The sequence below is a fragment of the Bradyrhizobium sp. Ai1a-2 genome, from assembly GCF_000426245.1.
Taxonomy (GTDB): Bacteria; Pseudomonadota; Alphaproteobacteria; order Rhizobiales; family Xanthobacteraceae; genus Bradyrhizobium.
This window is the reverse complement of record NZ_AUEZ01000023.1, coordinates 96,388-107,992: the sequence shown is the minus strand read 5'-3', so window position 1 is coordinate 107,992 and position 11,605 is coordinate 96,388. Positions and strand designations below refer to the sequence as shown.

General features: G+C 64.5%; 12 protein-coding genes. 9 read left to right on the top strand and 3 right to left on the bottom strand.

All coding sequences use genetic code 11. The annotated features are described in order from the left end of the window. Positions 1-294: transposase (locus K288_RS0117775; protein ID WP_027580769.1), on the top strand; the 294-nt coding region annotated here is incomplete at its 5' end. A 16-nt stretch (positions 295-310) separates the two neighbouring features. Here K288_RS0117775 and mtaB read toward each other — a convergent pair. Both mtaB and dapF read right to left on the bottom strand, forming a co-directional pair. Then, positions 311-1,621, bottom strand: a complete 1,311-nt coding sequence (gene mtaB, locus K288_RS45815; RefSeq protein WP_051334592.1) for a tRNA (N(6)-L-threonylcarbamoyladenosine(37)-C(2))-methylthiotransferase MtaB — start codon at positions 1,619-1,621, stop codon at positions 311-313. A 1-nt stretch (position 1,622) separates the two neighbouring features. Continuing rightward, on the bottom strand, positions 1,623-2,501 hold the full coding sequence (gene dapF, locus K288_RS0117765; RefSeq protein WP_027580768.1) for a diaminopimelate epimerase: 879 nt from the start codon (positions 2,499-2,501) through the stop codon (positions 1,623-1,625). 300 nt (positions 2,502-2,801) lie between these two features. On the opposite strand from dapF, the gene K288_RS0117760 reads away from it, so the two are divergent. Both K288_RS0117760 and K288_RS0117755 read left to right on the top strand, forming a co-directional pair. Then, entirely contained in the window at positions 2,802-3,515 is a 714-nt protein-coding gene (locus tag K288_RS0117760; protein ID WP_027580767.1) for a GyrI-like domain-containing protein, read from the top strand. Between the two features lie 5 nt (positions 3,516-3,520). Continuing rightward, entirely contained in the window at positions 3,521-4,216 is a 696-nt protein-coding gene (locus K288_RS0117755; RefSeq protein WP_027580766.1) for an SIMPL domain-containing protein, read from the top strand. A 175-nt stretch (positions 4,217-4,391) separates the two neighbouring features. Here K288_RS0117755 and K288_RS0117750 read toward each other — a convergent pair whose 3' ends face one another. Further along, positions 4,392-5,456: an MBL fold metallo-hydrolase gene (locus K288_RS0117750; RefSeq protein WP_027580765.1), complete on the bottom strand. Its 1,065-nt coding sequence runs from the start codon at positions 5,454-5,456 to the stop codon at positions 4,392-4,394. Between the two features lie 448 nt (positions 5,457-5,904). On the opposite strand from K288_RS0117750, the gene ffh reads away from it, so the two are divergent. The 6 genes from ffh (at position 5,905) to leuC (ending at position 11,511) form a co-directional block, all read left to right on the top strand. Continuing rightward, positions 5,905-7,452: a signal recognition particle protein gene (ffh, locus tag K288_RS0117745; RefSeq protein WP_027580764.1), complete on the top strand. Its 1,548-nt coding sequence runs from the start codon at positions 5,905-5,907 to the stop codon at positions 7,450-7,452. A gap of 52 nt (positions 7,453-7,504) precedes the next feature. After that, the gene (gene rpsP / locus K288_RS0117740) at positions 7,505-7,840 is read left to right on the top strand and encodes a 30S ribosomal protein S16 (protein WP_027580763.1); all 336 of its coding nucleotides are present in this window, start codon (positions 7,505-7,507) and stop codon (positions 7,838-7,840) included. A gap of 18 nt (positions 7,841-7,858) precedes the next feature. Continuing rightward, positions 7,859-8,386: a ribosome maturation factor RimM gene (gene rimM, locus K288_RS0117735; protein ID WP_027580762.1), complete on the top strand. Its 528-nt coding sequence runs from the start codon at positions 7,859-7,861 to the stop codon at positions 8,384-8,386. Between the two features lie 72 nt (positions 8,387-8,458). Beyond that, entirely contained in the window at positions 8,459-9,169 is a 711-nt protein-coding gene (gene trmD / locus K288_RS0117730) for a tRNA (guanosine(37)-N1)-methyltransferase TrmD (RefSeq protein WP_027580761.1), read from the top strand. 108 nt (positions 9,170-9,277) lie between these two features. Then, on the top strand, positions 9,278-9,667 hold the full coding sequence (gene rplS, locus K288_RS0117725; protein ID WP_027580760.1) for a 50S ribosomal protein L19: 390 nt from the start codon (positions 9,278-9,280) through the stop codon (positions 9,665-9,667). 437 nt (positions 9,668-10,104) lie between these two features. Beyond that, the gene (gene leuC / locus K288_RS0117715) at positions 10,105-11,511 is read left to right on the top strand and encodes a 3-isopropylmalate dehydratase large subunit (protein WP_027580759.1); all 1,407 of its coding nucleotides are present in this window, start codon (positions 10,105-10,107) and stop codon (positions 11,509-11,511) included. Positions 11,512-11,605 lie beyond the last annotated feature (94 nt).

The window sequence follows — 11,605 nt, the reverse complement described above, 5'->3', positions numbered from 1 at the left end:
ATCTCCAACAAAGCCATTGCCAAGCTCGTCGGCCTCGCTCCGACCGCCAATGACAGTGGCAAGCGAAAGGGCAAGCGACCCACCCGCGGAGGCCGCGCCGGCGTCCGCTCGATCCTCTTCCTGGTCGCCGCTATTGCCGCCCGCTACGATCGGAAGCTGCAAGCCTTCCGCGATAGGCTGCTCAAGGCCGGCAAGGAAAAAATGGTGGTCCGCATCGCCCTCGCCCGCAAACTGCTCGTCATCCTCAACGCAAAAGCACGCGATGCGCGCATCCAATACGCCAATGCAACTTGACAATCCAGATAGTCGCTCATCCGTCGCGGACTTCGTCCGCGCCACCTTCTCCCACAAGGGGAGAAGGAAGAAGACGCGTCCCATCATGGCCGCCAATCGCAAGCGCCTGCACCACGCCCGGTGCCTCGCCGCTGATCGCAACCGGCAGAAAGTGCTCCGTGCGGCCCTGCCTGTCGCTCTCGATCAAGACGTGACGCGTTGAACCTATCTCGGCGGCGAACCGCTTGCACAACGCCATCTCCCCCACTTCGCGCAATCGTTTCGCGCGCTGCTTGATCTCGCCGCTGGCCACTTGTGGCATCCGCGCCGCCGGCGTGCCCGGACGCTTGGAGTACGGAAACACGTGCAAAAATGTCAGATCGCATTCCTCGACCAGGGCCAGCGACTGCGCAAACATCTCCTCCGTCTCAGTCGGGAAGCCCGCGATGATGTCGGCGCCGAACGCCATGTCCGGCCGCAGCCGCCGCACCTGCGCGCAGAACTCGATCGCGTCCTGCCGCGAGTGCCGCCGCTTCATCCGCTTCAGGATCAGATCGTCGCCGGACTGCAATGACAGATGCAGATGCGGCATCAGCCTGTCATCATCGGCGATGACATCGAGCAGGTCGCGGTCCGCCTCGATGGAATCGATCGAGGAGATGCGCAGCCGCATCAACTCCGGCACGTGCTTCAGGATCTGCCGGGTCAATGTGCCGAGCCTGGGCGTACCCGGCAGGTCGGCGCCATAGCTCGTGAGGTCAACACCGGTCAGCACGATCTCGACATGGCCGCGTTCGACCAGCGCGCGGACCTGGTCGACCACCGCTCCCATCGGCACCGAACGCGAATTGCCGCGGCCGAACGGGATGATGCAAAAGGTGCAGCGATGATCGCAGCCGTTCTGCACCTGCACGAACACCCGCGGCAGGCCCTTCTGAAAACCTTCGAGCAGATGCGGCGCCATCTCCCTGACCGCCATAATGTCGGCGACCGCGATCTTCTCGCTTGCCGCGACACCAAGGCCCGCATCGAACGCGGCGCGCGCATCGCGCCAGGCTGCGCTGCGCGTCTTCTCATCATTGCCGATGACGCGATCGACCTCGGCCATCTCGGCGAACATCTGCGCCTGTGTCTGCGCCGCGCAGCCGGTGACGACGATGCGCGCTTCGGGGCGCTCACGCTTCAACCGGCGGATCGACTGACGCGCCTGCGCCACCGCCTCGTTGGTGACCGCGCAGCTATTGATGACGATGGTATCGGCAAGGCCGGCGTTCTCCGCCTCGTGCCGGATCAGCTCGGATTCGAACGCATTCAGGCGGCAGCCAAAGGTGACGACGTCGATGGTCATCTCAGGTGACGCTGGCGCTGGCGAACAGCGCCGGATCGAAGTGGTCTTCATATTCGAAGGTCGCCGTCCCCGTCATCAGCACGTGGTCGTCGCGCTCGCGCCATTCGATCATGAGCTTGCCGCCGGGCAGCGTGATCTCGACGGTGCGACCCGCGCGCTTCAGCCGCGCCGCCGCCACCGCGGTCGCGCAGGCCGCCGAGCCGCAAGCCCTGGTCAGGCCCGCCCCGCGCTCCCAGGTCCGGATCGTGATGTGATCGGGATCAACGATATGGGCGAGCGTGATGTTGGCGCGCTCCGGGAAGATCGGATGGTTTTCCAGAAGCGGCCCGAAGCGGGAAAGGTCATAGGCGTTGACGTCTTCGACCCAGAAGATCGCGTGCGGATTGCCCATGCTGACGACCGAGGGCGAATGCAGGATCGGCGCATCGATCGGCCCGATCTGCAATTCGATATAGCGGGTGTCGCGAAACTCCTCGGCGAGCGGAATGTCCTGCCAGCCGAACTTCGGCGCGCCCATGTCGACGGTGTAGAGATCGGGCGCCGGGCCCTGCCAGCAATTGAGCAGCCCGGCCCGGGTCTCGAAGGTGGCCGTGGTCTGTCCGGTCTTCTCGAACACACGGCGGACCACGCAGCGCATGCCGTTGCCGCAGGCGCCAGCTTCCGAGCCGTCATTGTTGTAGATCTTGATAAAGGCTTCCGTGCCCTGCAGCCGCGGCGGCTGCAGCACCATGAGCTGGTCGTAGGGCACGCCGGCCGGGGTGGCCACCGCGCGCGCGTCGTCCGGCGTCACCGCCGCCTTCGAATCGCGCATGTCGACCACGACGATCTCGTTGCCGATGCCGTTCATCTTGGCGAATGCGTGGTTGGCGAGCGCGCTCATGGAATTTCCCAATTTATGCCTGCCTTATATGGCGAATAAAGCCGAATTGGCCAGAGCATGGTCCGGACCCGGAAGGCGGCACGCGCAGAGCGACGGCGATTTCCGAAAAAGATCCCGCTCAGACAGAAAGATGCAGCGGAATGATGTCGCGAAACGACGCTATTCATTCCGCGCCCGCGGCCGCCCATGGCGCAAGTGTCATGGGACGAAAGCGGAACTTGCGTGTTAGGACTATCGCGCCTTGCGGACGTCAGCCGGGACAAAAGACGGCCGCTCGGGATGGGGATGGAGAATATCAAGATGATTCGATTCAATGGTTTCCGCGGCGCCGTGGTGGCACTGGTCCCGGCAATCGCCATCGCCTGGGGCAGCGCGGCGCTGGCGCAAGCGCCGGCTCCCACGGCCTCGCCTTCGCCGGCACCCGCGGCCTCGCCGGTGCCGCCCGCACCTGCCGCTTCTCCCGCCCCGCCGCCGGCCGAGACCAAATCGCCGGCCGACACCCCTTCAGCCGCCCAGAGCCCGACGCCGCCCGCCTCTGCGCCGGTGCAGACCGCCGATCCCTTCGGCGAGGAGTTCACGCTGGAGCCGAAGAAGGTTGTCATGATGAAGGGCAACGCCAACTGGGACTCGGCCTTCGACGCCCTGATCGAATCGCTGAAGGCGCTGACGGCGGTGCTTGACAAGCAGAACATCAAGGCGACGGGCAATGCGATGATCGTCTACACCTCGACCGACGACAGCGGCTTCACCTTCATCGCGGAAATCCCGGTCGATCAGGAGGTGAAAAACCTCGGCAAGAACATGAGCATGGGCAATTCGCCTGACGGCAAGGCCCTGAAGTTCGTCCACCGCGGCTCCTACGACAACATGGACAACACCTACGAGGCGATCACCAACCACCTCGACGACAAGAAACTCGAGGCAAAGGACACCTTTATCGAGGAATACACCACCGATCCGCTGAAGACCGCGGAAGACAAGCTGGTGATCAACGTCTACGTGCCGCTGAAGTGAAACGAATGAAACAGCTCGTTGCCTTCGCGGCGCTGGCGCTGGCGGCTTCGCCTGCCCTCGCGCAGACCGTTCCGCCGCCTGCGATCTCCGTGAACGGCGAAGCCACGATCTCGGCTGTGCCCGACCAGGCCGAGATCGACGCCGGCGTGACGTCGGAAGCCAAGACTGCGCGCGAGGCGTCCGACATCAACAACGCCGCAATGGCCAAGGTGCTGGCGGCGCTGAAGGGCGCCGGCATCGAGGAGAAGGACTACCAGACCTCGCGATTGTCGCTGCAGCCGCAATATCCATCGGCGCAAAGCCGACCCGGGCCGGCAACGATTTCCGGCTATCGCGCCACCAATCGTGTGATCATCAGGGTGCGCGACATCACCAAGATCGCGAACCTGATCGATGTCCTGGTCGGCGCCGGCGCCAATGAGATCGGTGGTATCGGCTTCATGGTTTCGCAGGCCTCCAAACTGCTCGACGACGCACGCGAAAAGGCCGTCGCCGACGCACGTCGCAAGGCGGAAATCTACGCCAGGGCGGCCGGCGTCACGCTCGGCGACGCCCTCAGCATTTCGGAAGGCGGACCGCCGACGCCCCTCTTCCGCGGCAAGATGACAGCGCCCATGGCAACGGCAGCTCCCGTTGCACCGGGCGAGGAGACGCTGTCGGTTTCGGTCAACGTGTCCTGGGCGATCAAGCCGAAGCAATAGGCGAGCCGAATGGGTGATGATGTCGTCCCGGGCTTGACCCGGGACCCGTAACCACGGGATTGCGTGGCTGGGCGAAGCTGGGGCGACAGTTTTCTCGATAATCAAGATCGGTGGTTGTGGGTCCGGGCTCCGCGCTTCGCTTGGCCGGGACGACGACCCACATATCGACGACCACTTAAATCTCAAACACCTGCCCTGGCTTCAGCACCGCGAATTTGTCCCGCGGGACTTCCGCCTGGTCCAGCGCCTCGCCGAGCGCGATTGTCGGTGCATCGATGCCTTCATCGGTGAGCTGGAACGTGCCGTGGTGATGCGCCAGCGCCTGCGCGGCGCCGCAATCGGCAAATGCCTTCACCGCATCAGCGGGATTCATGTGCTGGTCGCGCATGAACCAGCGTGGCTCATAGGCGCCGATCGGCAGGATCGCGAGCCGCAGCGGGCCGTGGGCGTCAGCGACACGGCGAAAATGCCCACCGTCGCCATAGCCGGAATCGCAGACGATGTAGAGTTTGCCGACCGGCGTCTCCAACACGAAACTCGCCCACAGCGCCTTGTTGCGGTCGAACAGCCCGCGCGCCGTCCAGTGCCGGGTCGGCACCAGCGTCACGGCAACGCTATTGCCGAGTTCGACACGATCCTGCCAGTCGAACGCTTCGGCTTTGATCGCGCCGTCCGCCTCGCGCATGGCGACGTCGTTGCCGAGCGGCGTGAGCACGCGCGGTGAGAATTTGGCCGCAAGCTTCGACAGCGTCGCGAGGTCGAGATGATCATAGTGGCCGTGCGACACCAGCACGACATCGATGTCAGGCAACGCCTCGAAGGCGATGCCGGGATCGTTGTGCCGCTTCGGTCCCGCCCAGGAGAAGGGCGAGGCGCGCATCGACCACACCGGATCGACCAGGATGTTGAGGCCCGCGGTCTGGATCAGCCAGCTCACATGGCCGACAAAGGACAACCGCACCTTGTCGCCCTCAACCCGCGGCGGCGGCGTATCGGCGTAGAGACTTGGCACCCAGTCGGGCCAGTCCACGCGCTTCCGTTCGCCGCCGAACTGCCAGCGCAGCACCTCACCGAGCGATTTCGGCGCCGTGCCATTGGGATCGAAGAAGCGCAAGCCATCGAAATGATCTGAGATGGGGCCGTCATAGGTCTTCATGCGGGTAATCCAAACCGACGGCACGCCGATCACGGCGGCAGCGCCGGCGAACAGTCCAAAGATGCGGCGACGGGTGATGGGCACGGGCCTGATCACGCGATAATGGCGTTGAAATCTATATGGCGGAATACATAAATCGGAACGGATAATCGAAACATAAGTATTTTCATGTCGTTACGGGTTCAATTTGGATTACGTCACCCGACTTTTCCTTGACTTTCGGCGCCAGCGGGGGTTTAACGCCGCCACTTTCTCGGAAAGCTCGCTCTTTTCGACCCGCCGCCCGGTCCGTGAGACTGGAGGTCAACGCCCGACAGCGCTGTGCGCCCTCGGGCGCGAAAGTGTTTGGAACATCGTCTTGGCGTTCTGCGTCGGGACACCCAGGTTGTCATCACCCGCGAAGGCGGGTGATCCAGTAACCCGGAGCGGCTCGGCCGGAATCGAGACGCCGCCGCGTACTGGCTACCCCGCCTTCGCGGGGTATGACGGCAAGTGACTGAGGTGCCTGCGGGCGCAACAAAGGACAACGGCATTGTTCGACAATCTGTCGGAAAAGCTTGGTGGCATCCTTGATCGGCTGACGGGGCGCGGTGCGCTCACCGAAAAGGATGTCGATGCCGCGATGCGCGAAGTGCGCCGCGCGCTGCTCGAGGCCGACGTCGCCCTCGAGGTTGTCAGGAGTTTCATCGACCGCGTGCGCGAGCAGGCGGTCGGCGCCACCGTCGTCAAGTCGGTCACCCCCGGCCAGATGGTGGTCAAGATCGTCCATGACGAACTGGTGGCCACCCTCGGCTCCGACGGCCAGACCATCGACCTCAATACGGTGCCGCCGGTTCCGATCATGATGGTCGGCCTGCAGGGTTCCGGTAAAACGACCACCACCGCCAAACTCGCCCGCCGCATGGTCCAGCGCGACAAGCGCAAGGTGCTGATGGCGTCCCTCGACGTCTATCGTCCGGCGGCGATGGAACAATTGGCCGTGCTCGGCCGCGACCTCGAGATCCCGACGCTGCCGATCGTCGCCGGCCAGAAGCCGCCGCAGATCGCGCGCCGCGCGATCGAGGCCGGCAAGCTCGGCGGCTACGACGTCGTGCTGCTCGACACCGCCGGCCGCACCACGCTCGACGAAGAGATGATGACGGAAGCGGCCGAGATCAAAGCCGTCGCCAACCCGCATGAAGTGCTGCTGGTCGCGGACTCCCTGACCGGCCAGGACGCGGTCAATCTCGCGCGCTCGTTCGACCAGCGCGTCGGGCTGACCGGCATCGTGCTGACCCGCATCGACGGCGACGGCCGCGGCGGCGCCGCACTCTCGATGCGCGCGGTCACCGGCAAGCCGATCAAGCTGATCGGCACCGGCGAAAAGACCGACGCGCTCGAGGACTTCCATCCGAGCCGTATCGCCGGCCGCATCCTCGGCATGGGCGACGTGGTGTCGCTGGTCGAGCGTGCCGCGGCCAATATCGATGCCGAAAAGGCCGCGCGCACCGCCGAGCGGATGCGCAAGGGTCAGTTCGACCTCAACGACATGCGCGAGCAGCTTACGCAGATGGCGAACATGGGCGGCATCAGCGGCCTGATGGGCATGATGCCCGGCGTTGCGAAAATGAAGAACCAGATCGCCGCCGCCGGGATCGACGACAAGATATTAAAGCGCCAGGTCGCGATCATCGATTCGATGACGCGGCAGGAGCGCAAGAACCCGGATATCCTCAAGGCCAGCCGCAAGAAGCGCATCGCTGCCGGCGCCGGCCAGAATGTCGAGCAGGTGAACAAGCTCCTTAAGATGCACCGGAACATGTCCGACATGATGAAGGCCATGGGTTCGGGCAAGCGCGGCCCGCTCGCCGGCATCGCGCAGGCGATGGGCTTTGGCGGCGGCATGAAGCCGCCCTCGCCGGAAGAGATGAAGGCGCTGGCCGAGAAGATGCAGGGCGCGCCCGGTGGCGGCCTGCCGAACCTGCCGAAAGACCTTCCCGTCGGCCTGCGCCAGGGCCTGCCGAATCTGCCGGGGCTCACCGGCCTCAGCGGCAAGCCGACACTGCCGGGCCTCGGCGGTCTTCCGGGGAAGAAGAAATAATCGCGATCAATTCACCAATCACTGCAATTAAATCAGTCATCAGGAGAACCAAATGTCTGTCGTTATCCGTCTTGCGCGCGCCGGCACCAAGAAGCGTCCGGTCTATCACGTCGTCGTCGCCGACTCGCGCTTCCCGCGTGACGGCCGCTTCATCGAGCGGCTCGGCCACTTCAATCCGCTGCTGCCCAAGGACAGCGAGGCGCGGTTGAAGCTCGACATGGACAAGGTGAAGGCCTGGCTCGCCAAGGGCGCGCAGCCGTCGGACCGCGTCACCCGCTTCCTCGACGCCGCCGGCATCGTCAAGCGCGCCGCGCGCAACAACCCGGAAAAGGCTGTGCCGCGCAAGGAGCGCAAGGCTCAGGCCGAAGCCGCCGCGAAGTCGGCTTAATCCTTTCGGCGCACGACGGTGCCCGCACCGGTTTGCGTTGCTCGGATCGGCGCTGCGCATGGCGTGCGCGGCGCCGTTAAGCTTTGGACCTTCACCGAAGACCCGCTGGCCGTGAAGCATTACGGCCCGCTCTTGACCAAGGACGGCGCGCGCCAGTTCGAGGTGACGCATGTCCGCGAGGCCAAGGACCATCTGGTCGCAACGTTCAAGGGCGTGTCCACGCGCGACGAGGCCGAGCGGCTGAACGGCCTCGAGCTGTACGTTCCGCGCGAACGATTGCCCGAAACCGACGACGACGAATACTACCACGCCGACCTGGTCGGCCTTGCCGCTGTCACGACCGCCGACCAGCCGCTTGGCAAGGTCATCGCGATCCATAATTTCGGCGCCGGCGACATCATCGAGATCGCGCCGGCGCAAGGTGTGACGATGCTGCTGCCGTTCACCAATGCTGTCGTGCCGACCATCGACATCGCAGGCGGACGGGTGATCGTCGAACTGCCCAGCGAAATCGAGGGCGAGGACGGGACCAGCCCGGAGCTGTGATCCTTCGAAGAGGATGGATACGCGGGTCAGGCCCGCGTATGACGATCCCGAATCCTTGGCGATAATTCGAGCATGATCTGGCGCGCCACCATTCTCACCCTGTTCCCGGAGATGTTCCCCGGGCCGCTTGGCGTTAGCCTGGCGGGCCGAGCGCTTGCCTCCGGCCTGTGGGCGCTGGAAACGCGGGACATCAGGGATTCCGCGACCGACAGGCACCGTAGCGTCGACGACACCCCGGCCGGCGGCGGGCCCGGCATGGTGCTCCGTGCCGATATCCTCGCCGCTGCCATCGATGCGGCCGACATCGCGCCGGACCGGCCACGGCTGCTGATGAGCCCGCGGGGTCGGCCACTGACCCAGGCCCTGGTCGCGGAACTCGCGTCCGGCCCGGGCCCCCTCGTCATCTGCGGCCGTTTCGAGGGAATCGATGAGCGGGTGATCGAGGCCCGCGGGCTCCAGGAGGTCTCGATCGGGGACTATGTGCTCTCGGGCGGGGAAATCGCCGCCATGGCCCTGATCGACGCCTGTGTGCGGCTATTGCCGGGGGTCATGGGCAAACAGGCCTCGGGGGTGGACGAAAGCTTCTCCGAAGGACTACTGGAGTACCCTCAATATACCCGCCCGCAGGAGTTCGAGGGCCGCCAGATCCCGGAAATCCTCACTTCGGGCGATCACGCCAAGGTTGCAGCCTGGCGGCGGGCCCAATCCGAGGCCCTGACCCGGGCCAGGCGGCCGGATTTGTGGGCCGCACGGCGCGGCACAAAAAACACGACAGACGGGTGACAAAGCCTCCGCTTTGCCTTATAGGAGCGCCCAAATCCGCAATCAGGATAGACCGAATTTCTTGCGCAGCCCGCGCCGGTGCTGGGCGCGCCGCCGATGGAGATTTCAATGAACCTCATCCAGCAGCTTGAAAAAGAGCAATACGACAAGCTCGCCGCGACCAAGCAGATCCCGGAATTCGCGCCCGGCGACACCGTGATCGTCAACGTCAAGGTGGTCGAAGGCGACCGCACCCGCGTGCAGGCCTATGAAGGCGTCTGCATCGGCCGTTCCGGCTCCGGCCTCAACGAGAGCTTCACGGTGCGCAAAATCTCCTATGGCGAGGGCGTGGAACGCGTCTTCCCGGTGATGTCTCCGATGATCGACTCGATCAAGGTGGTGCGCCGCGGCAAGGTCCGTCGCGCCAAGCTCTATTACCTGCGCAATCTCCGCGGCAAGTCGGCCCGCATCGTCGAGAAGCAGGACAAGCAGGATCGCGCCGCCGCGGTCAACGAGTAGGTTTCCTCCGCCAAACCGCGGATGTGATGAAAAGCGCGGGGCCAGCCCCGCGCTTTTTTGTTGTCGCTGTTACAGCGGACCCAATTGCCCATCCCTCATCCTGATGAGCGCGGAACGCGCGTCTCGAAGGGTGAGGGCACGCATGAGGGTCACGCAATCGCGCATATGGCGCATCCTGACGCGCATTGAAAGCACTCGCGATTCCGGATTGGCCTGCTATATATTTGTAGAATGGTTCCAGATCAGACCAGCATCGAGCCCATCCAGCGCGTCGTGATCGACGATCGCTCGCGGCTGCCTGGCCGGTTCTTCGGGCGCTTTGCGACCTCGGCGACGTCGGAGCTTAGGCGCGCGGCTTGACGCTGCGCCGACCTTTCGTTTGCCCCGGCGCGCTGCCGCGCCGATCCGCTACCACAACATTGCTGGAGCTGACGCTCATGTCCAAACCGACCACTCTGTATGACAAGATCTGGAACGATCATCTGGTGCACGAAGCCGAAGACGGCACCTGCCTGATCTATATCGACCGGCATCTGGTGCACGAAGTCACTTCGCCTCAGGCGTTCGAAGGCTTGCGCGCCACCGGCCGCCAGGTGCGCGCGCCGCAAAAGACGCTGGCCGTCGTCGACCACAACGTGCCGACCACCGACCGCACCAAACCGAACCCCGATCCTGAGAGCATCGAACAGATCAAGGCGCTCGCCGAGAACGCCAAGGAATTCGGCATCGAATATTACAACGAGTTCGACAAGCGCCAGGGCATCGTCCACGTCATCGGCCCCGAGCAGGGTTTCACCCTGCCCGGCACCACCATCGTCTGCGGTGACAGCCACACCTCGACGCATGGCGCGTTCGGCGCGCTCGCGCACGGCATCGGCACATCAGAGGTCGAGCATGTTCTGGCGACGCAGACGCTGATCCAGAAGAAGGCGAAGAACATGCGCGTCACCGTCGACGGCAAATTGCCCGAAGGCGTGACCGGCAAGGACATCATCCTCGCCATCATCGGCGAGATCGGCACCGCCGGCGGCACCGGCTACGTGCTGGAATATGCCGGCGAGGCGATCCGCGCGCTGTCGATGGAAGGCCGCATGACCGTCTGCAACATGTCGATCGAGGGCGGCGCGCGCGCCGGCCTGGTCGCGCCCGACGAGAAGGCGTTCGACTTCCTGCGCGGCCGCCCCAAGGCGCCGAAGGCCGAGGCCTGGGATGCCGCGATGCGCTACTGGGAGACGCTACGTTCCGACGACGGCGCGCATTTCGACCACGAACTCCGGCTGGACGCAGCAAAGCTGCCGCCGATCGTGACCTGGGGCACCTCGCCCGAGGACGTTATCTCTGTCACCGGCTTCGTGCCGGATCCCGACAAGATCGCAGACGAGGCCAAGCGCCTCTCCAAGCATCGCGCGCTGAAATATATGGGCCTGACAGCGGGCACGAAGATCACCGACATCAAGCTCGACCGCGTCTTCATCGGCTCCTGCACCAACGGCCGCATCGAGGATCTGCGCGCCGCCGCCAAGATCGCCGAGGGCAAGACGGTGAATGCAAACGTCAACGCGATGATCGTGCCGGGCTCCGGCATCGTGAAGGAGCAGGCGGAGGCCGAAGGTCTCGACAAGATCTTCATCAAGGCCGGCTTTGAGTGGCGCGAGCCGGGCTGCTCGATGTGCCTCGCCATGAACCCGGACAAGCTGAAGCCGGAAGAGCGCTGCGCCTCTACCTCGAACCGCAACTTCGAGGGACGACAGGGCTTCAAGGGCCGCACCCACCTAGTGTCGCCGGCAATGGCGGCCGCCGCGGCAATCGCCGGGCATTTCGTCGACGTGAGGGAGTGGCGTTAACCGCCTATCTCTCAACCTCGATCAATCTCGGAAACGCCTCGTTAAGCGACGAGGCGCAGACTTGCTCCTTGCGGATGCATCGTTTCGCAAGGAG

Excerpts from the sequence above, each read along its gene's own strand:
- mtaB (WP_051334592.1), bottom strand. The coding sequence starts at position 1,621 with ATGACCATCGACGTCGTCACCTTTGGCTGCCGCCTGAATGCGTTCGAA.
- dapF (WP_027580768.1), bottom strand. The coding sequence starts at position 2,501 with ATGAGCGCGCTCGCCAACCACGCATTCGCCAAGATGAACGGCATCGGC.
- K288_RS0117760 (WP_027580767.1), top strand. The coding sequence starts at position 2,802 with ATGATTCGATTCAATGGTTTCCGCGGCGCCGTGGTGGCACTGGTCCCG.
- K288_RS0117755 (WP_027580766.1), top strand. The coding sequence starts at position 3,521 with ATGAAACAGCTCGTTGCCTTCGCGGCGCTGGCGCTGGCGGCTTCGCCT.
- rpsP (WP_027580763.1), top strand. The coding sequence starts at position 7,505 with ATGTCTGTCGTTATCCGTCTTGCGCGCGCCGGCACCAAGAAGCGTCCG.
- trmD (WP_027580761.1), top strand. The coding sequence starts at position 8,459 with ATGATCTGGCGCGCCACCATTCTCACCCTGTTCCCGGAGATGTTCCCC.
- rplS (WP_027580760.1), top strand. The coding sequence starts at position 9,278 with ATGAACCTCATCCAGCAGCTTGAAAAAGAGCAATACGACAAGCTCGCC.
- leuC (WP_027580759.1), top strand. The coding sequence starts at position 10,105 with ATGTCCAAACCGACCACTCTGTATGACAAGATCTGGAACGATCATCTG.